Source organism: Sphingobacterium thermophilum (genome assembly GCF_039541675.1).
GTDB lineage: Bacteria > Bacteroidota > Bacteroidia > Sphingobacteriales > Sphingobacteriaceae > Sphingobacterium > Sphingobacterium thermophilum.
On sequence record NZ_BAABGR010000038.1, the window covers coordinates 32,283 to 57,695 of the forward strand.

Here is a 25,413-nt window from a genome sequence, read left to right on the forward strand (position 1 = left end):
CCTTTATTTTATTAATTTTAATACTTCGTGTGCGATTACTTCATCTGCATCTGGCAGAGCCAGCTTCTTAATATTCTCACTTAGCACACGCATCTTCTGTTCATCGTTGAGCAAGGCAAGAGCTTCTTCTACCAGCTTTTCTCTTGCTTCCACATCTCTCACCATGATGGCAGCATCCTTTTGCACGAGAGCCATAGCATTTTTGGTCTGATGATCTTCCGCAACATTTGGCGAAGGCACCAAAATCACGGGTTTCCCTACCACACATAGTTCGGAAATAGTACCAGCCCCTGCTCTTGCAATGATCACATCTGCCGCCGCATAGGCATAATCCATACGCTGCAAGAAAGGCATCATCTTCACATTGTACGGCAAATCGGCAAGCTCGCTATTCAACCTTTCGTGGTAATAGCTACCACATTGCCATATTATTTGAACATCCTCCTCCTTGAAGCGATTTATGGCAGCTTTCACACAATCATTAAGTGTGCCTGCTCCAAGACTTCCTCCTGTCACCAGCAAGGTTTTCTTTCCTGCTTCCAAGCCGAAAGAAACTAAAGCCTCTCCCTTCTTCCCGTCGATATCCACGGAGGTACGACGTATAGGGTTACCTGTCAGCAATACCTTTTCTGCAGGAAAAAACTTTTCCATCCCTTCGTAGGCTACACAGATTTTTCTTGCCTTGCGCCCCAAGCTCATGTTAGTCTTTCCGGCAAAAGAGTTTTGCTCCTGAATCAGTGTCGGCAGTCCCATCATGTTGGCCATCATCAACAAAGGTCCGGAAGCATAGCCTCCCACCCCTACTGCCACGTCTGCTTTAAAATCTTTTATAACACGTCTTGCCTTCAGCAGACTTTTGATCATCTTATAAGGCAAGAGTATATTTTTCCATAAAGAAGAGCGGTTGAACCCTTGGATATCTAATCCTACGATAGTATAACCTGCAGCAGGAACTTTCTCCATTTCCATCTTCCCCTGCGCTCCCACAAAAAGAATTTCGATATCCGGTTCGATACGACGCAAAGCATTTGCTATCGCAATTGCCGGGAATATATGCCCTCCCGTACCTCCACCACTTATGATTACTTTATGCGCCATACCTGTATTATTTAACTAATGGTTCCTACCACTATTTTCTTTTGCTTAGGCTGTTTCTGTCCCGTGATAGCACTCTCTTCCAGCTCTTCTTTATTTTTAAGTTCTTCAATACTGCGACTTACGGAAAGGATGATACCTAAAGCCACACTGGTAAACAAGATGGATGTACCTCCCATACTTACCAAAGGCAGTGGCACCCCTGTCACGGGTCCCAACCCTACCGCTACAGCCATATTTGCTAATGCTTGGATGGTAAGGCTAAACCCTAACCCTGCCGCCAAAAAGGCACCAAAGGCCCGTGGACTCATCGTCACTATACGGATTACCCTATACATCAACGCTAGGTACAACAGAATCAAGATTGCTCCACCGATAGTGCCGTATTCCTCGACAATAATGGCGAAGATGAAATCCGAATATGGGTGCGGCAACACGTTGCGTTGCACGCTGTTTCCCGGTCCTTTTCCGAAAAGACCACCCGTAGCAATGGCGATTTTCGCATTGTTGGCTTGGAAGTTTTTGTCCTCCTGAAATGGTACGCTTGCCGATTCTACTTTTTCAGTCTTGAAGAAACCTTCAACACGACTCATATAAGTAGCACGACGTGGACCTAATAGAATAACCATCATCAGGAGCACCCCTCCACCCAAACACACAATGCCGATCTGCTTGATGCTCACACGTCCGATAATCAAAAGCAGCACGCTGGTTCCGAAGAGCATCAGCGCCGTAGATAGGTTCGCCCAGGCAATAAGTACGAACACCGCACATACCGTACCCATGATAGGGATAAAGGATTTTTTCAAATCCTTGATCTCGTAAGCTTTGTGCGAAAGCATACGTGCCAAGAACGTAATCAGCGACAGCTTCGCCAAGTCCGAAGTCTGGAATGTCTGGTTGATTACAGGAATCGTCACCCATCGCGACGCATCGTTAACATTATTACCGAAAACCAAAGTATATATCAACAATGGGATTGTGATCATCATCAGCAGTTTCGAAATCCCCGCATACCAACGATAGTCTAACTTGTGAGACAAATACATCAAAACCAAACCTACAGCGATAATGGAGAAATGCTTGAATAAATACAATTCCGTACCCTTACCTTCTTTATAGGCAAGTGTTCCTACTGAACTGTATACGGCAAGCAGAGACCATCCCGACAAGATTACCACGATGATCCAAATCCACTTATCTCCTTTTAGTTTTGAAAAAATTTGTTCTACCATCACCAAGTAAACTACAGAGCCATTACAGCTTCTTTGAATTTATTACCTCTTTCTTCGTAATTCTTAAACCAGTCAAAGCTTGCACAGGCAGGTGATAACAGCACGGTATCTCCTTTCTCTGCAAGGTGAGACGCTATGTTCACAGCATCTTCCATCGACGAGCTGTTCACGATGATCTCTACATCTTCTTCGAATGCTTCATGAATGCGGGCGGTATCCTTACCTAGACAGACAATAGCCTTTACCTTTTGTCTTACAAGATCACGAAGCATTTCATAATCATTACCTTTGTCCACACCACCTAATAGCAACACGATCTTTGTCGAGAAGCTTTCCAAAGCATACCATACTGAATTCACGTTGGTAGCCTTAGAATCGTTGACGTAATTAACGCCACCAATGATTGCCACATGCTCCAATCGGTGCTCTACATTTACATAGGAGCCCATACTTTCTTTCATGCTTTGATTACGCAGTTCCTGAACTTTGGCAATCAAGCCAGACGCCATGTTGTTGTAAACATTGTGTCTTCCTTGTAATGATAACTCTTCGATATTCATCTCAAACTCGTCTCTATTAGGTATATTAATTTTTATGTTTTTATTCTCATCCAGATAAGCTCCATACTCTACCTTGCTGTCTTGTGTCATCGGCAGCTGCTGCGCTTTGACCTCAAAGCGAGGAAGAGCTTTCATCGTCTCCTCGTCATCTAAGCAATAGATAAAATAATCTTCCGAACGTTGGTTTTGGATCATACGGAATTTAGAATTCACATAATTTTCCATCTTATAGTCGTAGCGATCCAAGTGGTCCGGAGTGATATTTAAGATTACCGCCACATCGGCACGGAAGTGGTACATATCGTCCAGCATGAAGCTGGAAATTTCAAGCACATAGACATCATAGTTTTCTCGTGCCACCTGAAGGGCAAAACTTTTACCCACATTGCCGGCAAGGCCTACATTCAAACCTCCATTTTTTAACATGTAATAGGTCAACATGGTGGTAGTGGTTTTGCCATTAGAGCCGGTAATACAGATAAGTTTTGCATCCGTATATTGAGCGGCAAACTCGATTTCCGAGATTACAGGAATATTCAAAGAACGAAGCTTCTTGATCAGCGGTGCTTTTTCCGGAATGCCTGGACTTTTTACTATGATGTCGGCATTCAGGATAAGATCTTCTGTATGCTGACCGGACTCGTAGGCGATACCTTCTTCGTCCAATGACTTTTTATAGTTGTCCGCTATTGTCCCTAGGTCCGATACAAAAACATCAAAACCTTTATCCTTTCCTAGGATGGCGGTACCTACACCGCTTTCACCCGCTCCCAAGACTACCAAGCGCCCCGATTGTGGATAATATGTATTGGCTATATTTCCCATACTATCTAACTTTTAATGTTACTATTGTCAGAATGGCCAAAATCACGCCCACAATAACAAATCGGGTTACGATTTTCGCTTCATGATATCCTTTCTTCTGATAGTGGTGATGCAAAGGTGACATCAAGAATATACGTCTCCCCTCACCATATTTCTTTTTCGTGTACTTGAAGTAGGAAACCTGTAGAATTACCGAAAGATTTTCTACTAAAAAGACACCACACAATACCGGAATCAACAGTTCTTTACGGATAAGGATGGCGAAAGCTGCGATAATACCGCCTATAGCCAACGACCCTGTATCCCCCATAAATACCTGAGCCGGATAAGCATTGTACCATAAGAATCCGGTACATGCCCCTACAAAAGCTCCTGCAAAAATCACCAGCTCTCCCGAATTCGGGATGTACATGATATTGAGGTAATCGGAAAAAATGATGTTACCCGACACATACGCCAAAATAGCCAGTGTAATCCCAATGATGGCTGATGTTCCTGTCGCCAACCCGTCAATCCCATCAGTAATGTTTGCTCCGTTAGACACAGCAGTAACGATGAAAACAACCACTACCAAAAACAAAAGAAAAGTAGCCCAAGGACTATCTAAGCCCACCACCGTCAACACTTTGGAATAATCGAACTCGTTATCCTTATAAAAAGGAATATTCGTTTTTGTAGATTTTACATTTTCAGCATATTGGGTTTCCCCGGTTTGCGGGTTGATGACAACTTCTACAGGCTTCTCAGAAGTAGGGTTTATTACCTGCTCACGCACCACGATATCCGGATGAAAATACATCGTAATGGCGATGATAACACCCAATCCTACCTGTCCTATCACCTTAAAACGTCCCGCAAGCCCTTCTTTATTTTTTCTGAACACCTTTATATAGTCGTCCAAAAAGCCGATAGCACCCATCCACAGGGTAGTCACTATCATGATGATGACGTAGATATTATCTAACTTGGCGAACAATAAAGTAGGAATAAGAATCCCGGCGATGATGATCAACCCTCCCATCGTTGGAGTTCCCTGCTTTTGTTTTTCTCCCTCCAAACCTAGGTCCCTAATGGTCTCTCCCACCTGCTTTTTGTGCAGCAATCGGATCAATCGACTACCATATACCGTAGTAATGATAAGCGACACGATAACTGCCATCGCCGTACGGAAAGAGATATATTGGAACAAGCCGCTTCCGGGAACATTCCAATTTTCATGTAGCCAATCAAATAGATAATATAACATTGTCTTACTTTATTGTTCGTTAAACGTTTTCTCCAACTCCTCTCTGTCATCAAAATGATGACGCACCCCATTTATTTCCTGATATTTTTCATGTCCTTTTCCAGCCACCAACACGATATCGCCCGGACTGGCTAGATGACAGGCAGCACGTATGGCTTCTCTTCGGTCTGCTATGCTAAATGTATTTTTTTTCTTTTCCACCGGAACGCCAGCTTCCATATCCTTAATAATCTGCAACGGATCTTCCGTACGTGGATTATCCGAAGTGATGATAAGCTTATCGCTATATTTTAATGCCACATTAGCCATCTCCGGTCTTTTGGTCTTATCTCTGTCACCTCCACATCCTAGCACGGTGATGATCTGTTGTCCTTCATGTCGTAGGTTCTTTATCGTTTCCAGCACATTTTCCACGGCATCTGGCGTATGGGCATAGTCCACAATACCTACAACACCATTCTTCGAACGTACAGTTTCAAATCTTCCTTCGGCTCCCGAAATTTCGCTCAAGGCAACAAGTACCTTCGACGTTTCCTGCTCCAAAAGGATAGCGGCAGAATACACAGCCAGCAAATTGTATGCGTTGAAACCACCTACCAGCTTCACCCACAGGTCGTGGGAATCAATCTGCAGCAGCATACCGTCAAAATGCGACTCCAATACTTTGGCTTTGAAGTCAGCCATATTGTGGAGGCCATAGGTTTTGCGGTGCGCCACGGTATTCTGAAGCATCACATTGCCATTTCTGTCATCCACATTGGTCAATGCGAAAGCATATCTATCTAAGTCATCAAAGAACTTTTTCTTAGCTTTGATATAGTTTTCAAAAGTTTTATGAAAGTCCAGATGGTCATGGGTAATGTTGGTGAAAATTCCACCGGCAAATTTTAGTCCCACGATACGTTGCTGCACGATAGCATGTGAACTAACTTCCATGAAGCAGTAGTCACAGCCGTCATCCACCATCTGGCGCATCAATTTGTTCAGCGCCACAGGATCCGGAGTAGTATGTGTTGCAGGAACCACCTTCTCTCCGATTCTATTTTCCACGGTAGAAAGTAATCCTACGTGATAGCCCAGTTGTCTGAAAAGATTGTACAACAAGGTTGCTACTGTAGTTTTACCATTGGTACCTGTCACCCCCACCAGCTTCAGCTCTTGGGAAGGGTTGCCATAAAAGTTGGCTGCCAACACTCCAAGGGCGTAAGCACTGTCACTCACCTGCACATAAGTTACCGCATCATCCGTATGCTCAGGAAGCTCCTCCACCACCACAGCTACAGCTTTACCTTCCACGGCCTTGCCTACAAATAGGTGACCGTCGGTATGCACACCACGGACAGCAACGAAAAGAGTTCCTTGCTGCACTTGTCGCGAGTCAAAAGCAATAGTATCCACTTCTACCTCAAGTGGACCTATAACCTGAAGCACAGGTATAGCATGCAATAACTCTTTTAATTTCATAATCAATTCAATTCAAGTACTACATTAGTTCCTATTTTCATACGCTGTCCTGGAGCCAAAGACTGCGCTATCACTTTACCCTTTCCCAACACCTTTGTCTTGAACCCCGCATTTTCCATAGTGAAAATAGCGTCGGCTAATCCCATACCCTTCACGTTAGGCACTACCCCTTCTTTAATCTGCGCCTCTATGAAAGGCACACCATGCTGCGTCTTTGCCGAATCTCCCTGGCTGATACTGTTCCAATTCAAGGCTGTGAGACCCAACGCCTGATATACTTTTGCTGAGGCCTCTTTGGAGCCATTCAATGTCAGCGGAACGCGCATTCCTGCTGTATTCACCTGTTTAGAGGCAAAGGTGCCGTGCAGTTTAAGGTCGTTGGCATACACCATATCTGCTAGCTCTTTGAACACAGGTCCCGCCACCGAAGCACCATAGTAACCGTTTCGCGGATTGCGGATTACCACAATCATAGAATACTTCGGATTATCGGCAGGAAAGTAACCGGCAAATGAAGATTGATATCTTCTAGCGCCATAACCGCGGTGGTTGTCCGCCATCTGTGCCGTTCCCGTCTTCCCTGCAGCAGTATACAGCGGGCTTGTCAACCTTTTTCCTGTACCCTCACGCATCACGGCCTCCAACATACCTTTCATCTTAGCAATAGCTTCCTTTGAAGCCATCTGTTTATTTATCACACGCGCCTCAAAGCGCTCAACCGTATTTCCTAAATGACGAATCTCCTTTACAAACAAAGGAGCTATCAGCTTGCCGTCGTTCGCAACTCCGTTGTATAGCGTCAACGTCTGCAGAGGTGTCAACAACAACTCGTAGCCATATGCCATCTGCACTAAAGAGAGTTTGCTCCACGACTTGCTTTTTGGTGTTTTCACCACTGGAATACCCTCTCCCGGAATCTGCAATCCCAAAGGCTCATGTAAACCCCAGCTGTGCAACTTCGACGTGAACTTCGCCGGATTGTCACCATAAAACTGGTTGATCAACTTTGTCACCGCCACATTCGACGACTCCTCAAAAGCCTCCTTCACTGTGACGATAGACTTCTTCGGAGCATGAGAGTCACGGATCGTGTGGGAAGGCACTTTGTATGTTCCGTTTCCTATGTCCACTTTCGTAGCTGTGTCGATATATCCGTCGTCTAAGGCTGCTAGGTAAGAAGCCAGTTTAAAGGTAGATCCCGGATCTGCACGTTGCGCTATAGCATAATTATATTTCTCACGGTATTCACCGTCTTTGTCTTTTGTGAAGTTGGCAATGGCACGAATTTCCCCGGTCTGCACTTCCATCAACACCACACATCCCTCGTCCGCATTGCTGATACGCATCTGCTTCTCTAAAGCGCGCTGCGCCATATCCTGCATATTCACATCGATGGTAGAGATGATATCCGAACCATCCACAGGAGCAACTTCAGCTTCTCTGTTCAATGGTACCCACACCCCACCGGCAATACGCTGCATGAGCTGAGCACCACTCTTACCTTCGATATAATCTCCATAAGCACCTTCCAACCCTACTCTGTATTCATCATTTTTATAGCCTATGGTTCGCGCTGCCAGATTTTTGAAGGGAAGAATACGCTTGTTTTGTCTAACAGCCACCATGCTGCTAGCAAACCTTTTCTTACCTTCACGGAAAGACTTAAACAGCGGAAAGGTTTTCAACACCTTCAAATCCTGATGTGACACCCCACGCTTGATAAGCATGTAGCGCTGCTTCTTGTTACGTGCCTCCTTCAGCATCACCAAATACTGTCGCGCAGACTTATCCTTGAAAAAGGAAGCCAACTTAGAGGCCAGCGAATCCACCTTACTGTTGAACACGTCGCTGTACTCCGAAGGAATAGACATCGCATCAAAGCGAATTTCATATTCAGGCACCGAAGTAGCCAAAAGACTACCGTCAATAGAATAGATGTTGCCTCTGGCAGCTTCCACCACCCTCTCCTGAATAGTAAGACTGTCCGCAATATTCCTCCACTTTTCTCCATCCACATATTGCAGGTGCAAGAGCTTCGCAAAAACTGCCAAGGCCCCAAATACCATGAGCCCGAAGGCCAGGTACACACGCTTCAATATGGACTTTCTAATATTCATTCAAATTATATCAGTTCTTATTCAGAATCTTTTATAATTTCAAGTTTAATTGGTGGTTCTGTACGCTCTTTCAACCCTAAGGTGTCGGCTCTTTTAGCAATTTCAGTTTGGGTCGTCAGCTTCATAAGCTCGGCAGATAACGACTTGTAATCCCAACTCAACTCCTTCACTTCGCGTCCCAATTTGTCTATCTGTCTTACCGTACGTTCGGCCAAATGCCTGTTAGAGATATACAACAACCCCAGAAACGCCAAGAAGGCAGCAAACGGTAAATTCTTTGCCACCAGATAGGTTGACAGCTTCGAAGGCGACAGAATGCTACGGATAAAATTCTGCGTCTCCTCCACCTTCTCCTCTACTGATTCAGAGATTTGCTCCTGAATCCCTTCGCTTAATTCCTGGTTACGTAATGTATTCCTCTTCGGCACGACCTCCCCTCCTTTCACGATTAATTATTGATTTTTTCCGCCACACGCAGCTTAGCACTACGCGCACGGTTATTATTCTTAACCTCTTCTTCCGAAGCGGTGATAGCTTTTCTTGTCAACACACGGAAAGGCTTTATCTCGTTTCCATAAAAATCCTTTTCCACCTCTCCTCTGAATTTCCCCTTCAACATGAAGTTTTTCACCAACCTGTCTTCCAACGAATGGTAAGACATCACCACCAGACGCCCTCCTTCTTTAAGCACCAAAGGTGACTGTGTCAAAAACTCCTGCAAGGCATCCAACTCTTTATTCACCTCGATGCGCAGCGCCTGAAACACCTGCGCATGATATTTATGTTCCTTTCCTTTAGGAACCAATTTCTTTATAGCCTCCTTCAGCTCTGCAATGGTGTTTATAGGCTTAGACAAACGCGCCGTAACGATGGTTTTTGCCAAAGACTTGGCGTTCTGCACCTCACCATACATCCCAAAGATGCGATGAAGCTCATCCTCCGAATAGGTATTCACCACCTTACGCGCATCCAAGTCGGACACCTGATCCATGCGCATATCTAAGTCCGCATCAAAACGGATAGAAAAGCCTCGAGAAGCATCATCAAACTGATGCGACGAAACACCCAGATCCGCCAGAATGCCATCTACCTCTTTCACCCCCTGCAGACGAAGGCAGTTTTTCAAAAAGCGAAAATTCTGATGTACAAGCACAAAACGCTCGTCATCAATAGCATTTTTTATAGCATCAGGATCCTGATCAAAGGCTATTAACCTTCCTTTAGACCCTAGTTTTTTCAAGATTTCACGCGAGTGACCTCCCCCACCAAATGTTACATCCACATAGATGCCATCCGGTTTAATATCTAATGCTTCAATGCATTCATGAAGCATCACAGGCACATGATACACTTGCTCATCAGACATTCAAACCTCCTTCCATATCGAAATCACCCATAACAGCTTCTGCCAACTCCGAAAAATCTTCCTCAGAGATAGCGTTTAGTTTTTCTTCATACTTAGCTTTAGACCACACTTCTACCTTGCTCAGATTACATACCAACACCAGTTCCGATCCGATCTGCGCATAATCCAGCAATGTTCTAGGTAATAACACACGTCCTGCAGAATCCAGCATCAGCTCCGTAGCCCCACTCGTAAACTTGCGGATAAAATCACGGTTGCGCGCTTGGAATTGATTTAAACGCGACAGCTGAGCCAAAATCTTATTCCATTCCGAACGGGTGTACAATACCAAGTTTCCATCGAAGCCACGATTCACAACAAGCCCTTCACGCTCCACGTCAGGCAACTGACGCTTGAGCGCTGCAGGAACCACCATTCTTCCTTTGGCGTCCAGCTTGCATTCGTATTCTCCGATTAGAAAATTCATTGTTAGTCTATACTGCTAATCAAATTTAATGTAAAAGTATACACTTTCTCCCACAAAGTCCCACATTCCCCCACAAAAAAGTTTTCCACATAGTCATTTAGCCACAAAAATCCAAGTAAAAAACTGCTTCAAAATGAAATAAACCTCAATTTTTATTCTTAATCGATAAATCTATTTTGTAACAAAATCTTTCAGAATCAAGCAATTGATAAAGCCTAAAGAAGGGTCTCTATTTGCCACAGAAAGCATTTTTTACTTTTAGGTGGGAGAAAGTGGTAGAAGAAATACCGTCGGTCTTATAACCTTAGCCATGCGTTTATTATGGAATGTCATTATAATCCATATTGCATTCGTTATTCTCCCCGAAAACCGATAATTTTGTACGATATATTTTCTATTTATATAATATGTATAGAAGTCACAATTGCGGCGAGCTTCGCATCGCCGACGTTAATAAGGAAGTCACACTTGCCGGATGGGTACAAAAATCTCGAGACAAAGGCTTTATGATTTGGGTGGACTTGCGTGACCGCTACGGCATTACGCAGTTGATTTTTGATGAAGCCCGTACGGATGCTCAAGTGATGCAACTGGCCAAATCTCTTGGACGTGAATATGTCATTCAGGTGAAGGGCACCGTAATAGAGCGTGAATCTAAAAACAACAATATTCCTACTGGAGATATTGAAGTATTAGTAAAAGAGCTCACCATCTTAAATGAGGCTCAGCTGCCTCCATTCACCATTGAAGATGAAACCGACGGCGGTGAAGATATCCGCATGAAATACCGCTATTTGGATATCCGTCGCAACCCTGTCAAGAACAGCTTACTGTTCCGTCATAAAGTAACACAGGAAGTGCGCAACTACCTATCGAATTTGGATTTTTGTGAAATTGAAACCCCTTATCTGATTAAATCTACTCCTGAAGGGGCTCGGGACTTTGTGGTACCTTCACGTATGAATCCAGGGCAGTTTTATGCGTTGCCACAGTCGCCTCAGACGTTCAAGCAGCTGCTGATGGTGGCAGGTATGGACCGCTATTTCCAGATTGTAAAATGTTTCCGTGACGAGGACCTTCGTGCCGACCGTCAGCCGGAGTTCACGCAGATAGATTGTGAGATGTCCTTCATCGAACAGGAAGATATCCTTAACGTGTTCGAAGGTCTGACACGCCACCTCTTGAAAAAATTCCACAATATCGATATTGACAAGTTTCCGCGCATGACTTATGATGAGGCTATGCGTACCTATGGAAACGACAAGCCTGATATACGTTTCGGCATGAAGTTCGGTGAGCTGAACGCTGTGGCCCAACACAAGGACTTTGCCGTTTTCAACAATGCAGAATTGGTAGTAGGTATCGCCGTGCCGGGAGCAGCATCCTTCACCCGCAAAGAGATTGACGCCCTTATCGATTGGGTGAAACGCCCGCAGGTCGGAGCCTCTGGTATGGTGTACGTAAAATGCGAAACGGGAGGACACTACAAATCTTCGGTAGATAAATTCTACGACCAAGAAGATTTGGCCAAGTGGGCTGAAATCACCGGCGCGAAAGAAGGAGACCTCATCCTTATCCTTTGCGGCCCCGCCAATAAGACACGCACACAGCTGTCGGCACTACGTATGGAATTAGGAAACCGTTTAGGATTACGTAAGCCTGACGAGTTTGCTCCTCTCTGGGTCGTGGACTTCCCGCTATTGGAGTGGGACGAAGAGACAGGACGATATCACGCTATGCACCATCCTTTCACCTCTCCAAAACGTGAAGACATCCACCTGTTGGATACCGACCCCGGCAAGGTAAGAGCTAACGCTTACGACCTAGTGCTCAACGGAAATGAAATCGGAGGTGGCTCTATACGTATCCACGACAAAGCCACACAAGAACTTATGTTCAAACATTTAGGATTCACTCCGGAACAGGCACAGCAACAATTCGGATTCCTGATGAATGCCTTCCAATATGGAGCGCCACCACACGGAGGATTGGCCTTCGGCTTGGACCGTCTTGTAGCTATCCTTGCCGGACAAGAAACCATCCGCGACTTTATAGCCTTCCCTAAAAACAACTCCGGTCGCGATGTCATGATTGACGCTCCAGCACCAATAGATCAGGCACAGCTGGACGAACTCAATCTCGCAATAACTTTGAAAGACTAAAATTGTCGTGCATATAACAGAAAAAAGGGCTAATCTCTTAGCCCTTTTTTTATACTCTCTAACTGCGTATTTTTGAATTTAACCTAGCAAAATCATATCACCTAACGCAACAGTCATATAGAAAACACCTTCAAAATAACCAGAGCATATCAATTCCAAAGAATATTACCTATAGGGAACGCCATCCGCCAAGGGTTTGAAACGAAAGATATAAAACGGTGCTCTTGCTAAATTTTTCCCATCATTGAAAACCGAACCCAAATGGACTTGTGCAGCAGAAACGTACATATAACCATCTACTGCATTGTAGCTAACGCCATCGGGCCAAAGTAAATTATTATCCGAAAAAAGATTCTGCACACTTCTATCTTTGGCAAGAATAACCGCTATGCTATTGGTTTCCATTGCCGTCAAATACAAATTCCCCTCGCTATCTATACTTAACCCTCCATTATTGGGTTTGTCGGAATAAGTTTCAATTCTTTCGTCTAATTCCGCTTCGTTCAATGTTTCATCCAGCAAATCAGCCATTCTAACGCGATAAATTTTACTTCCGTTCAAAGGAGCATAATACAACCATTCAAATTCTTTGTCCGCAGTAATCCCGTCACAACCTACCAAGAGGTTCTGACCATTCACCGCTAAAGATTTACCATTGACAACCGTGGGTAAATTCTCGGGCAAAGTGGTACGATGTACTTCCAACAGCCTTCTTGTTTTACCCGTTTTCATATCGACAATAATCAGACTCGCAGTACGTCCATCACCCCCATTTCCGATACCTTCATCGGCAATTACAAAAACACCATTTTTTGTATCCACCACCATATCATTAGGTTGTGAAGTAGGAACAACAGAAGTCTCCGGCAAATAATAAATTCGCTCCAGTTTGTTGGTAATGGTATTCCAGCCCACAATTTTGGGGGTTACTGGGTTTCTTTGTCCCATATCAAGCATCCATACAATGCCGTTTTCGTCGTTTCTTATTCCCAAAACATTACTTAGATAATGATCGTCAGATTCTCGTGGCGTGTTCCATTCTTCATTGGGGAAAGGTGTTATGGTGTTGTCTTGAGCATTGTATTTCACCACTCGATAAGTTGGACTAAAAAAAGGATGATGACTATACACCAATTCTCCTTGGTAGGTAAAAGCAATATTTCCTACCGATTGATCTACCGTTGCAAAAACTTCGTATGAAACTTGTTGTGCATAACTATTAAAACTCATAAAAACGAGTAACGATAAAATTATTTTTTTCATAATGAATTAAATAGAATAAATAACATTTTCAGCTGAAAGACGCGCTTTCGGATTTTTTAAGGGCTGATTTGCATCGTCTAAATCTCGATAACCGATAGCAACCGCAAACAAACTTTTGTATCCGTCTAGTTGCAAAATTTTGTCGTATTCTTCAGATTTAATGCCTTCCATTGGTGTACTGTCGATTCCTAAACTTGCGCAAGCCGAAAGGAAAAAACCAAGCGACAAATAAACCTGATGTTGCAACCACGATTTGATTTCTGCATCACTGTTTGGTTTTACAAATGTGTTGTAATAATCTACAGCACCTTCGGGTAAATTTTGCTGGATTTGTTCTTCAAACTTTTCAATTTCGTCAATAACACTGAATACAACCAAATGACTGGCTTGAATGATTCTTTGTTCGTTGAAATAAGAAACACTAGCCAATTCGCGTTTTACTTTTTCATCAGCTATAAATCCAAACTTCCAAGGTTGGCTATTTATTGAGGAAGGACTCAATCGTATGATTTCCTTTAGTTGCTCAATTTTTTCCTCAGAAATTTTCAGGTTTGGATTGTACTTTTTGGTCGTGTACCTCGATTTTGCAATTTCTAAAAAACTCATAATTTCAACATCTAATTATACTATACTTTTTATGGTTGCAATATTAATTATAGTATCTTAACTTTGCAATAACGGTCAAAAATGATAGTAGCAGATGTATTGTATAGAAAATAAAAAATATCCTTGCAGCACAAGCCTGACAATGAAGTATATAGGCGGTAAATGGAAAGCCGTAATTCTAATGCATTTAATCGAAAAAAAACGGTACAACGAATTGAGAAAAGAACTTCCAATGGTTACGGAGCGAACCATAAGTCTTCAACTTAAAGAATTGGAAGAAGATGGATTGATCAATAGAATTGTTCACACCAGCAAACCACCGTTAAGAGTAGAATATGAATTGACTGATTTTGGCAAAACACTAATTCCCGTACTAAAATCCATTGCACAATGGGGAAAAGAAGCGGCAAAAACAAACGAAAAAATAAAAACAATGAAATAGCACCAGCCTCTGATTAAGGTTTGTGAAAAAGGTAATTTCAATAGCGAAAATTACTTTTCCTCAAAACTTAGGGAATACGCCCAAAAAAGTTTTTCGGAAAGAACAGTACCATAAAGATGAATCATTTAGCAAAAAACAAATACGAGCAGCTTTATCAATCCATGGGGTTTGAGCGTGCCGCACTTTTCGAACTCATAAAACAGGAGTTTAACCCAAAATCCGTGATATATCCCGGCAGCTCGGTACACATCACCCCTTCCTTTTATTTTAGTCATGTGGTGTACATTGATAAAAATCAGACCGCATCCGAATTTTTTGCCAACCATAAGCTGGTTACTGATTTGATTAATAAAAACAAAACGTACAAAGAAACGCCCCATTGGACATTTATCTCTAAAGATTTTACCACAGATTTAGGCTTGAAATCTGCTTCCTACGATTTGCTACTGTCCTTGTTTGCCGGAAAACTCATCGATTATTGTGAGTCTTACATCAAGCCGGGTGGACTTCTGCTCACAAGTAGTTTATTTTCTGACCATGAGTCTATTCAAGAAAAAGAAAACTTTGCGCTAATCGGCACCATCAAACGCAAGAAAAACAAATATTATATCGACACCAATGGCAGCATACCAAAATCGAACAAATCAAAACTTCAAACAAAAAATAATGGATTGGAATATGTAGACAATGAGTGCTATTTTCTCTATCGAAAGGTGAATCTCTAAAATTCAATCCCTTCGTTTCTGAAAGAGAATTTTTCCCAACAACTTACAATCACCCTCCCTTATTATTTTACCAAATGACAAAAAATCATCAACCTACATTGACTACCTTTATAGAATGGAACAATTTATTGATTTCGTCCTGCAATTTGGCAATTTGAACAAACAGCAAATTGACCTTATCACAAGCAAAGCAAGGGAATTAGTACTTTGCAAAGACGAATTTTATTGGGAAGCAGGAAAAACCGTAAGACAAATCGGATTTCTTACGGAAGGGGTTATACGCGTTTTCTTTTACAATAACAAAGGTGAAGAAATTACACGCTACTTTATTGACGAAAACCATCTGATCTTATCAGGAAACACAATCGATGAAGTTTTCACCCCTTCCGAATACCTGACTGCCGTCACCGAGTGCAAATTGGTTGTTTTCTCAAAACAAGACTGGAAAGACATCTCCGAAACGATTATTGGCTGGGATAACATTGTTCAAAAAATAATCGCCAAACATCACAGCGAAAAAATTGCTAGAAGAAGTGAATTAGTTTCGCAAGACGCAACCACACGCTACTTAGACTTTATGGAGAAGTTTCCTACATTGGTTAATCGTGTGCCATTGTCATACATCGCTTCTTATCTGGGAATAACGCAATCTTCCTTAAGTAGAATAAGAAAAAACATCCGCTAATGCTTCTTTTTGCCAAATGGCAAGTACTTCCATTTTTATAAGCCAGACCTTTGTTCTATCATCTTAAATTTTATAAAAATGGAAAAAAGAACATTAGGTAACAGCGGCTTGGAAGTGTCTGCATTGGGTTTTGGATGTATGGGATTAAGTTTTCCCAATGCTCCTTCCAAAGAGCAGAGCATCCAATTAATACGTTCTGCAGTTGAACACGGTATTACTTTTTTTGACACAGCCCAAGGTTATGGCGACAATGAATTATTGGTCGGCGAAGCTCTTGAGCCGTTCAAAAATGAAGTCGTGATTGCCACAAAATTTGGATTCAAAGACGGAAACGTTAAATTGGGATTAGACAGCCGACCCGAAAACATTCAGGCCGTTGCCGAAGCATCCTTGAAAAGATTAAGCATAGACGCAATTGATTTGTTTTATCAGCACAGACTCGACCCAAACGTTCCTATAGAAGACGTAGCCGGCGCCGTAAAAGATTTGGTTCAACAAGGAAAAGTCAAACATTTTGGCTTATGTGAAGTAAATCCCGAAATCATTCGCAAAGCTCACGCTGTTTTGCCTGTTACGGCTTTGCAGAGTGAGTATTCTATGTTTTATCGTAAACCTGAAAACGAAATCCTCAATACTGTGGAAGAATTAGGTATTGGGTTTGTTCCATTCAGCCCCTTGGGCAAAGGTTTTCTCACAGGCACGATAACTGCCGACACCGAGTTTGACCAAACAGACGGCAGAAATTTTTCACCACGCTTCAACAAAGAAAATAGGCAAGCCAATCAAGTATTGGTTGACTTAGTTGTTTCCATTGCGAAAGACAAAAATGCAACACCAGCACAAATTGCATTAGCTTGGTTATTGGCACAAAAACCATTCATAGTTCCCATCCCCGGCACATCAAAACTACATCGCCTAGAAGAAAATATTGGTTCAACAAATGTTTTATTATCAAAGGATGAATTAAACCAAATCAATTCAGCTTTGAAAAATATTCAAATCGTAGGAGAACGTTACCCAGCACCATTAAGAGAAACGGCAGAAAGGAAATAATGTTTTTTAGGAGAATTAAGATTGAAAATAGCTGTCTCAACCATACTACCTCTATGCAGATAGGTGGATAAAATGTAACTTTCAGTTTAATACCTACAACATAATCTGCCCCGTTCACTTTGCAACTTCGTCACTTCCCAAACAGTTTTCATTCAACTAAAATTATACTCTTGCTGACATACAGTTGTCATACGAACAACATAACTTTAGCTAATGAAGAGTATGATAATTGAAAACATAAAACCATTTGACAGGCAACATTGCGAAACTACTGCTACAGGAACACTGTTGCGACAAATTGGTAGTAAACACAGGGGGTAGGGAACTATCCTAAAAAAATCATCGCACAGAAAAAATAGCTTCACCAATAATTAACCTCTCGAACGAAAAATAACAAGCATGAAAATTGTATTTTTGTTCAATCAGAAAAACAATATAAAGGACAAATGACAGACAAAATAACAAAACCATTTTTAAAGTGGGCAGGTGGCAAAACACAACTCCTGAATGCCATTGAAAAGGCATTGCCAAAAGATATTTATAATAAAAAATTCACCTACATCGAACCCTTTGTAGGAAGCGGAGCAGTTTTGTTTTGGATGCTTAACAACTTCCCCAATCTCCAAAAAGCTGTCATTAACGATATAAACGAAGACCTAATAAACACCTACAAAACTATAGCCTCAAGACCAAAGGAGTTAATTTCGATACTTCAAATCCTACAAAATGAATATCACGGTTTAGAAGGAAATATCGAAGCAAAAAAGGAATATTACTACTCCAAAAGAGCTTTATATAATTTGCGAAAAGAAGAGCAAAGCGTACAGGCCGCATTGTTTATTTTTCTCAATCGAACTTGTTTCAATGGGCTTTATAGAGTAAATCGAAAAAACGAATTCAACGTGCCAATTGGTAGCTACAAACGCCCAACCATTTGTGATGAGGAAAATATCTTGGCGGTAAGTAAGGCATTGCAAAAGGTTGAAATACTTTGTGGAGACTATGAAGAAACATTACAATATGCAGATAGCAATACATTGTTCTACTTCGATCCTCCATACAAACCTTTGAGTGAAACTTCGAGTTTTAACGCTTATGCAAAAGATGAGTTTGACGATGAGGAGCAAATTAGATTAAGAGATTTTTGTCGAAAACTAGATGCACTAAACCATACTTGGATTTTGAGCAATTCAGATGTAAAAGGGAAAGATGAAAATGACAATTTCTTTGATGACCTATATGCTGATTTTAAAATTGAAAGGGTTGACGCTAAACGAAACATAAATGCTAATCCTGAAAAAAGGGGAAAACTAACAGAATTACTTATCACTAATCAAGAGAATAAAAAAGAATATGTCAGAACAGTTTAGTCTTTTTCTTTCACAGCTTTCAGAAACCAACGCTACGCTTGATTACTTTACGGATTTTGAGAAAATTCGTAAAAACGTCAACAGAATTGCTATGAAGCTCAATCAACTTAATTATTTAATAGGCAAAGAAAATTTAAGAGAAGCTGTATATGAGTTATACGAAGAGAATCCTAAGGTCTTTGAAGTACTAGATATCTTAATTGCCGTTCGTAAAAATAAAAATGCTAAGACATATAATAATAAAGGAGAAATCGTAACTCTTAACAGTTACTTCACCTCACCTCAATTAGTTTTAGAATTTATAGAAGAGACAGGGTTAGGTGAGCTATTTAGAAATAAGGTTGTTACCAATTTAGTTGATTATGTTTTCGGTATTGAAGTCGGCTTAGACACCAATGCTCGAAAAAACAGAGGTGGCGACAATATGTCTAAAGCTGTTGCCCTAATTTTTGACAAGGCCGGAGTATTCTATAAAAAAGAAGTTAGGAATACTACTTTCCCTGAAATCCTTAGCTTAGGAGCCGATGTCAAGCAATTTGACTTTGTAATTAAGACCTCTAAAAAAACGTATCTTATTGAAACGAATTATTACAATGGTGGTGGTTCAAAACTCAACGAAACGGCAAGAGCTTATTCGGTTTTAGCTCCCAAAATAAATCAATATCAAGGCTTCGAGTTTGTTTGGATAACAGACGGACGAGGTTGGCTATCGGCAAAAAATAAACTAGAGGAAGCTTATAACATTATTCAAAGTGTTTATAATTTGACTACTTTAAAGGACTTTATTGAAAGAATAAAATCTGAAAATGTAGAAGGCGAATGGTAAATAAATTACCTCATATGAAAGTCAAAGGAATAGATCCTTTGATTACAATTGAAATAAATGACACATATCTTCTTGGTGTTTATCAAGGAACTTTATCTGAATATGATTTGCTTCTTCGATATAGACAAAGAGACCGCTTGAGTAAATCTGGCTGGTCGAGAATAAGAACACCCAAGCACATTCATTGGGCAGTGGATGCTATTATTAAAATGAATCACAATAGTGAAGAAACAAAAAAGTTTCTAAACTTTTTGATTTACCAATGGGATAATCATATAAAACCATTAAAGTCCGATGCTGAAAGAAATGCATTATTGGATGTAGAACAACTTTTGCAGGAGGCGAATCTTGAAGCTAAAAAATATCCAAGTCTGGCAAACAAAGGCGAATACAGTATTAAGTTTTTATACCTAATCGCTAAACTCTTGATGATACAAGAAAAAACAAACTTTTCTTCAGCATATATGTTCAGAAATCTTTTAAAAGCACTTGAAGAACATAAGGACATTTACAAAATAGTTCAAGTAGCAACACATAACAGAAGATAAATACTTGTGTAAAATTTGACGAAAAAAATTATTTGAGACTTCCGTACTACTTAAAATTTCATTAACTTTGAAATAGAAATTTCAAGTCCTTTAGCTATTATTTCAATATTAATCAAAGAGGGATTTCTTTCGCCCCTTTCTATCATTCCAATATAATTTTTATGTAATCCACATTTTGTAGCAAATTGTTCTTGTGTAAGACCTCGTTCTTGCCTTAATTCTTTTATTCTTAAGCCAAATTCTTTTAATATTTTCTTACTCATAAAAACACTTATTGTGTGTTTTGAGGAAAATTTGTATTTTCCAAAGATAATCTAATGTATAACATTATGAAAGTAGAAATTAAAAACTCTGAGTGCACCCCAACAAAAATCAAAACTTTAATTGATTATTTTTTGGCTCTATATGACGTTCCAAAATGGGAACACAATGGATTAATTGTTGAAATAGATCCTACTTTTGATTTTAAAGGAGATGACACGCTTATTCGTTGGACAGATATTAACGAAGGCTTTAATGATAAAGTAATAGTAAATTCGTTGGAAGAATTTCAATCAAAATTTCGATTAATACATGCTTAAACCCTACTTCAAATCAAATGACAAAAACTTTTATCTCCTTTTAGGAGATACAATGGAGTTATTGTCTCAATTTGACCACAAGTTTGATATGGTTTTTGCAGACCCTCCCTATTTTTTATCGAACGACGGTCTGTCTATTCAAAACGGCCAAATCGTTAGTGTAAATAAAGGAAGTTGGGATAAATCTCACGGTTTCGAATACATAAATGAATTTAATCGCAAATGGCTTTCATTAGTTCGTGATAAAATGAAGGAAGATGCCACTATCTGGATTAGTGGTACAATGCATAATATTTTTTCTATTGGCCAAATTCTCGTTGAACTTGGTTTTAAAATCTTAAATGTTGTAACTTGGGAGAAAACAAATCCACCTCCCAACTTTTCTTGTCGCTATTTTACACACTCAACAGAGCAAATCATTTGGGCAAGGAAAAATGAAAAAGTGCCTCATTATTTCAATTATGAATTAATGAAACAACTCAATGGAAACAAACAAATGAAAGATGTTTGGAAACTTCCAGCAATCGCACCTTGGGAAAAATCATGTGGTAAGCACCCGACTCAAAAACCTCTTTCGGTTTTAACTCGAATTATTTTGGCTTCTACCAAGCCAAACGCTTGGATTTTAGACCCTTTTACCGGTAGTTCTACAACCGGCATAGCTGCTAATTTAGCCAATAGACGTTTCTTGGGAATAGACCAAGAAGAAGAATTTTTAAAAATCAGCAAAAACAGAAAACTTGAAATTGAAAATCCCAAAATTGCAGCTTCTTACCGACAAAAAATTAGCGGTTTCAACAAAAAAAACGAGCTTGAATTATTTTTGTTTGAAGAACCTAAAGAAGAATATCAAACTGAATTAAATTTAACAAAGAAAAAGTTCTCTAAAGATTAACATAACTTCAAATTAAGTTCACCATTTTACTTAAACAACTATCCAAATCGATTCCCTACAATGAAACCCCTCATCGACGACATAAAGAAAAAAAAACACGGTTTCAAACACATAGTAGAAACGGGGGACAAGATTTTGGCGGAGCAATCGCAAAATCATTTTGAGCTGGCGACCTCTTTCCTGATGGACGATGCCTACCAAGTCAGAATGTTGGCAACTTATCTTTTAGGACAACTTTCGACCGACAATTCCAAAGCTCTCAAACTTCTTGAAACAAAAGTTGCAGACGATAAAGATTGGCGTGTGCAAGAAATGTTAGCAAAAGCATTTGACCATTATTGCAAGACAATCGGCTATGAAGAAAGTTTGCCGACTATTAAAAAATGGCTGACAGACAGAAATCCTAATGTAAAAAGAGCAGTTATTGAAGGCCTTCGCATTTGGACAAGCCGACCGTATTTTAAAGACAATCCGACAACTGCAATCCAACTCATTAGTGAACATAAATCAGACGAAAGCGAATACTTGCGAAAATCAGTTGGTAATGCACTTCGGGATATTGCAAAAAAATACCCCGATAAAGTACTCAATGAAATCTCAACCTGGGACTTAACCGATAAAAAGACTGCCTTTACCTATAAATTAGCAAGAGGAAAATGAACATACCAGCCGCTAACAAGGGGTCGAGTAAGCAAGGGCATTGCAGCCCAAGCTTCTCACAGAACCGTACGTGAAAGTCTCCCCTCATACGGCTCTTGATACATCCATCTTTCTGATATACATAAATATATATTATCATATACCCACAGCTATCCTAAGCCTATTATACTCCAATGGTAAAATAAGTTCGGATAGCTGTTTTGTATTTTACGCAAGTAATTATAAGCTTTCTGATAGCTTGTAATGCTCTTATACTTTCCCTTTACCCATTTAGCCAGTCGATAATCCAAATGTCGAAACAAACCTCTTAAACGCCAACGACTATGCACACCAAAATAGCGGATTAATCCTCTACTTTGAGCATTCAGTTGCTGTGCTAAGGGAATTTCAACCGCTTTTACGGGTTGAGGAAAATAACTTCCGCTTGATAATCTATTCCAAAGTTTGTACAGATTCTTAGACAAATCAGCATCAAAATCTATGAGTGTTTCTTCATCTACTCCTGCACTGCCTTTGTTGGATTTTACCTTGCGGTAAGCATCCCTCACCATTTGTTTGGTGATGGGAATACTGCGTGATGGTGTTTCAAATAAGAGGGTCATCCTTGTTCTTTTATTATAATAAAATAGTTGTTCAAGTTGTCCAATCACTTGAAACTATGTATCTGTCGTCCTTCGTTCCATAGCCATTACAGCTACTTCTACACTACTACAACAACATCCGTCATCCTCATCAGCATCGATACTATAAGCCTTACAGATACTGTCTGCTTGTGCCGTTCTCTTAGCAACTGACAAGGACTTCCTGAGTTCCGTATAGAAGCCTGTATAAAGGTCATGCCCACTCTACTGCGTTTGCCCTGTAACCAATAATCAAGCTCCCGTTACAGCTTTTCACTTGTAGCCAATAAATACAAGCTTTGGACAAAATCTAGCCATTCTCTCACAGCCTCAGCATGGGTTCACTGTAGTTTATCCTGAGCGAAGTCGAAGGGTTCATCTCCTTTATACGCACCTGACTACTTATGTAGCCTTTTCTTCCTACCGTTTAACACCAACTCATTACTAAGCCAGCATCGGGAAGCGGTTTTGTACCTACGCTTGAAAGTCGAGACGGATGGACCTACCATCATCTTCTATACAGCACGGATAAAGCAAGCTCTATCCTTCACAGCACACTATTAGCGAAATGCGGGGAGAAGTGCTAAATTCAAAGTTTATGCTTCTATCTCCGCCAAAAACGAATTTTATTCGTTTTTGTTTTGTAAATTTAACTCATAAAAATTCGTTTTGGCTCGCCTAGGTGCAAAATCGAAACTTTCGGCTTCGATTTCCCCGCCTTCGGCAATACCCAAACCGTTAGGCACAATTATTACGAAACAGTTTCCGATATGACACAGTACATAAAATACTTCTTGTTGACATTTTCCATTTTCTCTGCTACTTACTGTTTTGCTCAAAATGACACAGCAAAATGGAACAAAAAAGTAGAAGAAAAGCATCTCAAAAACCGTCAAGACAGTTCAACATGGGACGCAGAACTGTTGCGGCGAGACATAGAAGCCAATAAGGAAAGAGTAGCAAAACCTATCAGATATGGAGCATTTCCGGTTCCCAAATATGAATTACTTGGAAAGGAAAGTTTTAAAGGAGTTGGAAATGGAGGTAATTTTTCGGGCATAGACGTCGATGGGAAAAAAATTCTCTACTCCTACTTTCTTGTAAATAAAAATAGTTTTACTCAAAAGTTTGTGGGCGACAAACCGAACGAAGTTTTTTTTACAATTATCACTCTGACAGATTTTATTGATACCATAAACTACTCCCATGCAGGAGTTCAAGTTATTTCAAGAAATAATCCGGATTACATAGGACAAGGTTTTTTTAAAACAAAAAGTGACGAAATAGATTATACCGCATTCCTTACTGCTAATAGAGACGAATACGCAATTGTCAACATGAGACTGTTTAATTTAAAAAATGGCAGGATTATATTGATTGCACCACAGAAAGATGGTTCGTTGAGGTCTATGCAAATTAATCCACCAATTTTGGACGATAAGGAATTGCCAAACTATATCGATAAAATCTTAAAACAAGAGGACATCAAACATTTTTTTACTGATGTAAATAACATATAACTGTGCCTAACACGGGTTTTGCGTCAAGCGGGCTTGCGTGCAAACTTGGAGCTTTGTGCTTCTATTCAAGTTCAGTGCAGGTTGAAAGTTTTGTGCTCCGAAACCCGCCCGAACGCAAAGCCCGAAAACGTTAGCGGAAAGTGTAAACAATACAAATCAAAAAAAAGAAGATATAGAACTTTCTCCTCCCCATGTACACTGCCAGTCAAACCTGTGGCTTTAAAAGTTTGCTTTTTTTTCGTTCCTTTGCAGGATACTAAATGGTATGTTTGCGAAATCAAAATGATTCCGTCTGACCCCATAAAAGAGACGATAACAGATGAAAAAAGCAGAAGCAACACGGTCGATGATTTTACATAAAGCGTTTGAACTGATTTATGTTAAGGGCTACCAGACGACGAGCATTGACGACATCATCGCTACCACACAAGTAACGAAAGGGGCTTTTTATTATCATTTCAAAACCAAAGACGAAATGGGACTTGCCATCATCAACGAAGTCCTCAAACCCACACTTGCACGCAGTTTCATCGAGCCACTTCAAGGCGAACAAGATCCGTTGAATGCCATTTACAACCTCATGGATAGTCTATTAATGAAAAATGAATTTTTGAAGGTGGAATATGGTTGTCCGGCCTCAAACTTCACTCAGGAAATGACCCCGTGGAATTCGGAATTTAATAAGGCTTTGAATGAATTAACTCAAGAATGGACAAAAGCAATAACCGCTACCATCGAAAGAGGAAAGAAAAGTGGCGTCATCCGCAAGGACGTAAATGCAAAGCAGGTAACCACCTTCGTAATGTCGGGTTATTGGGGTATTCGGAATTTAGGAAAATTAGAAAACAGCAAAAAGGTCTATATTTCTTATTTAAAGCAACTTAAAATTTATCTAAACAGTCTTAAATAATTTTTTTGCACAAAAACATACTAACTAGTATGTTTTTATTATTTTTGTCCCGAAAACAAACCAATCCGCACAGAAACGGTTATTATAAATAACGCTAAATTTGTATTGAAAAACAGATCAAAAGAGAATATTTTTATGGGGCATATAAGAGAATACTACGAACGGATAATAAA

General features: G+C 40.5%; 27 protein-coding genes. 13 read left to right on the forward strand and 14 right to left on the reverse strand.

What is annotated here, in order from left to right; genetic code table 11:
• Positions 1-3: 3 nt before the first annotated feature.
• The 9 genes from murG to mraZ are packed head-to-tail and all read right to left on the reverse strand — an operon-like array spanning position 4 to position 10,374.
• On the reverse strand, positions 4-1,098 hold the full coding sequence (murG, locus tag ABD873_RS12875; protein WP_345068941.1) for an undecaprenyldiphospho-muramoylpentapeptide beta-N-acetylglucosaminyltransferase: 1,095 nt from the start codon (positions 1,096-1,098) through the stop codon (positions 4-6).
• An 11-nt stretch (positions 1,099-1,109) separates the two neighbouring features.
• Complete coding sequence (locus tag ABD873_RS12880; RefSeq protein WP_345068943.1) at positions 1,110-2,330, reverse strand: FtsW/RodA/SpoVE family cell cycle protein; 1,221 nt, start codon at positions 2,328-2,330, stop codon at positions 1,110-1,112.
• Between the two features lie 11 nt (positions 2,331-2,341).
• The gene (gene murD / locus ABD873_RS12885; RefSeq protein WP_345068945.1) at positions 2,342-3,715 is read right to left on the reverse strand and encodes a UDP-N-acetylmuramoyl-L-alanine--D-glutamate ligase; all 1,374 of its coding nucleotides are present in this window, start codon (positions 3,713-3,715) and stop codon (positions 2,342-2,344) included.
• 1 nt (position 3,716) lies between these two features.
• Entirely contained in the window at positions 3,717-4,961 is a 1,245-nt protein-coding gene (mraY, locus tag ABD873_RS12890) for a phospho-N-acetylmuramoyl-pentapeptide-transferase (protein WP_039053516.1), read from the reverse strand.
• A gap of 9 nt (positions 4,962-4,970) precedes the next feature.
• Positions 4,971-6,428 (reverse strand): UDP-N-acetylmuramoyl-L-alanyl-D-glutamate--2,6-diaminopimelate ligase, encoded by a 1,458-nt coding sequence (locus ABD873_RS12895; protein ID WP_345068989.1) that lies wholly within the window; start codon positions 6,426-6,428, stop codon positions 4,971-4,973.
• A complete protein-coding gene (locus ABD873_RS12900) occupies positions 6,428-8,542 on the reverse strand; it encodes a penicillin-binding protein (RefSeq protein WP_345068948.1) in 2,115 nt (704 codons plus the stop codon). Before ABD873_RS12900 ends, ABD873_RS12895 begins: the two co-directional genes overlap by 1 nt.
• 17 nt (positions 8,543-8,559) lie before the next feature.
• Complete coding sequence (locus ABD873_RS12905; RefSeq protein ID WP_231561242.1) at positions 8,560-8,988, reverse strand: FtsL-like putative cell division protein; 429 nt, start codon at positions 8,986-8,988, stop codon at positions 8,560-8,562.
• 2 nt (positions 8,989-8,990) lie between these two features.
• Positions 8,991-9,908 carry a 16S rRNA (cytosine(1402)-N(4))-methyltransferase RsmH gene (gene rsmH, locus ABD873_RS12910; protein WP_345068950.1) on the reverse strand — a complete coding sequence of 306 codons (918 nt, stop codon included), beginning with the start codon at positions 9,906-9,908 and terminating at the stop codon, positions 8,991-8,993.
• Positions 9,901-10,374 (reverse strand): division/cell wall cluster transcriptional repressor MraZ, encoded by a 474-nt coding sequence (gene mraZ, locus ABD873_RS12915; protein ID WP_039053518.1) that lies wholly within the window; start codon positions 10,372-10,374, stop codon positions 9,901-9,903. Before mraZ ends, rsmH begins: the two co-directional genes overlap by 8 nt.
• A gap of 407 nt (positions 10,375-10,781) precedes the next feature.
• Between mraZ and aspS the strand changes: the two genes are divergently transcribed.
• Entirely contained in the window at positions 10,782-12,536 is a 1,755-nt protein-coding gene (gene aspS / locus ABD873_RS12920; RefSeq protein ID WP_039053519.1) for an aspartate--tRNA ligase, read from the forward strand.
• A 165-nt stretch (positions 12,537-12,701) separates the two neighbouring features.
• Here aspS and ABD873_RS12925 read toward each other — a convergent pair whose 3' ends face one another.
• Both ABD873_RS12925 and ABD873_RS12930 read right to left on the reverse strand, forming a co-directional pair.
• Positions 12,702-13,799 (reverse strand): L-dopachrome tautomerase-related protein, encoded by a 1,098-nt coding sequence (locus ABD873_RS12925; protein ID WP_345068954.1) that lies wholly within the window; start codon positions 13,797-13,799, stop codon positions 12,702-12,704.
• A gap of 6 nt (positions 13,800-13,805) precedes the next feature.
• On the reverse strand, positions 13,806-14,405 hold the full coding sequence (locus ABD873_RS12930; protein WP_345068956.1) for a nitroreductase family protein: 600 nt from the start codon (positions 14,403-14,405) through the stop codon (positions 13,806-13,808).
• Positions 14,406-14,499: 94 nt separating this feature from the next.
• Here ABD873_RS12930 and ABD873_RS12935 point away from each other — a divergent pair, with 94 nt between their 5' ends.
• The 7 genes from ABD873_RS12935 (at position 14,500) to ABD873_RS12965 (ending at position 20,054) form a co-directional block, all read left to right on the forward strand.
• Complete coding sequence (locus ABD873_RS12935) at positions 14,500-14,847, forward strand: winged helix-turn-helix transcriptional regulator (RefSeq protein WP_345068958.1); 348 nt, start codon at positions 14,500-14,502, stop codon at positions 14,845-14,847.
• A 116-nt stretch (positions 14,848-14,963) separates the two neighbouring features.
• Positions 14,964-15,572, forward strand: a complete 609-nt coding sequence (locus ABD873_RS12940; RefSeq protein ID WP_345068960.1) for a hypothetical protein — start codon at positions 14,964-14,966, stop codon at positions 15,570-15,572.
• Between the two features lie 115 nt (positions 15,573-15,687).
• Positions 15,688-16,257: a Crp/Fnr family transcriptional regulator gene (locus ABD873_RS12945; RefSeq protein ID WP_345068962.1), complete on the forward strand. Its 570-nt coding sequence runs from the start codon at positions 15,688-15,690 to the stop codon at positions 16,255-16,257.
• Between the two features lie 78 nt (positions 16,258-16,335).
• Positions 16,336-17,310: an aldo/keto reductase gene (locus ABD873_RS12950; RefSeq protein ID WP_345068964.1), complete on the forward strand. Its 975-nt coding sequence runs from the start codon at positions 16,336-16,338 to the stop codon at positions 17,308-17,310.
• Positions 17,311-17,756: 446 nt separating this feature from the next.
• Positions 17,757-18,680, forward strand: coding sequence for a DNA adenine methylase (locus ABD873_RS12955; RefSeq protein WP_345068966.1), 924 nt, complete (start codon positions 17,757-17,759; stop codon positions 18,678-18,680).
• Entirely contained in the window at positions 18,664-19,506 is an 843-nt protein-coding gene (locus tag ABD873_RS12960) for a type II restriction endonuclease (protein ID WP_345068968.1), read from the forward strand. The genes ABD873_RS12955 and ABD873_RS12960 overlap by 17 nt, the downstream gene beginning before the upstream one ends.
• Before the next feature lie 14 nt (positions 19,507-19,520).
• Positions 19,521-20,054 (forward strand): hypothetical protein, encoded by a 534-nt coding sequence (locus tag ABD873_RS12965; RefSeq protein ID WP_345068970.1) that lies wholly within the window; start codon positions 19,521-19,523, stop codon positions 20,052-20,054.
• A gap of 50 nt (positions 20,055-20,104) precedes the next feature.
• Here the strand turns inward: ABD873_RS12965 and ABD873_RS12970 are convergent, their stop codons facing one another.
• Positions 20,105-20,317 carry a helix-turn-helix domain-containing protein gene (locus ABD873_RS12970; RefSeq protein ID WP_345068972.1) on the reverse strand — a complete coding sequence of 71 codons (213 nt, stop codon included), beginning with the start codon at positions 20,315-20,317 and terminating at the stop codon, positions 20,105-20,107.
• Positions 20,318-20,383: 66 nt separating this feature from the next.
• Here ABD873_RS12970 and ABD873_RS12975 point away from each other — a divergent pair, with 66 nt between their 5' ends.
• Genes ABD873_RS12975 through ABD873_RS12985 form a run of 3 tightly spaced genes read left to right on the forward strand, consistent with a single transcriptional unit; the run spans position 20,384 to position 22,190 of the window.
• Entirely contained in the window at positions 20,384-20,635 is a 252-nt protein-coding gene (locus ABD873_RS12975; protein WP_345068974.1) for a hypothetical protein, read from the forward strand.
• Positions 20,628-21,530 (forward strand): DNA-methyltransferase, encoded by a 903-nt coding sequence (locus ABD873_RS12980; RefSeq protein WP_345068976.1) that lies wholly within the window; start codon positions 20,628-20,630, stop codon positions 21,528-21,530. The genes ABD873_RS12975 and ABD873_RS12980 overlap by 8 nt, the downstream gene beginning before the upstream one ends.
• 60 nt (positions 21,531-21,590) lie before the next feature.
• Positions 21,591-22,190: a DNA alkylation repair protein gene (locus tag ABD873_RS12985; protein WP_345068978.1), complete on the forward strand. Its 600-nt coding sequence runs from the start codon at positions 21,591-21,593 to the stop codon at positions 22,188-22,190.
• A gap of 149 nt (positions 22,191-22,339) precedes the next feature.
• Here the strand turns inward: ABD873_RS12985 and ABD873_RS12990 are convergent, their stop codons facing one another.
• Positions 22,340-22,792, reverse strand: a complete 453-nt coding sequence (locus ABD873_RS12990; protein ID WP_345068980.1) for a hypothetical protein — start codon at positions 22,790-22,792, stop codon at positions 22,340-22,342.
• 54 nt (positions 22,793-22,846) lie between these two features.
• Positions 22,847-22,987 (reverse strand): hypothetical protein, encoded by a 141-nt coding sequence (locus ABD873_RS12995; RefSeq protein ID WP_345068981.1) that lies wholly within the window; start codon positions 22,985-22,987, stop codon positions 22,847-22,849.
• Positions 22,988-23,580: 593 nt separating this feature from the next.
• On the opposite strand from ABD873_RS12995, the gene ABD873_RS13000 reads away from it, so the two are divergent.
• Together ABD873_RS13000 and ABD873_RS13005 are read left to right on the forward strand one after the other, a co-directional pair.
• Complete coding sequence (locus ABD873_RS13000; protein WP_345068983.1) at positions 23,581-24,330, forward strand: hypothetical protein; 750 nt, start codon at positions 23,581-23,583, stop codon at positions 24,328-24,330.
• Between the two features lie 319 nt (positions 24,331-24,649).
• Positions 24,650-25,240 carry a TetR/AcrR family transcriptional regulator gene (locus ABD873_RS13005; RefSeq protein ID WP_345068985.1) on the forward strand — a complete coding sequence of 197 codons (591 nt, stop codon included), beginning with the start codon at positions 24,650-24,652 and terminating at the stop codon, positions 25,238-25,240.
• Positions 25,241-25,413 lie beyond the last annotated feature (173 nt).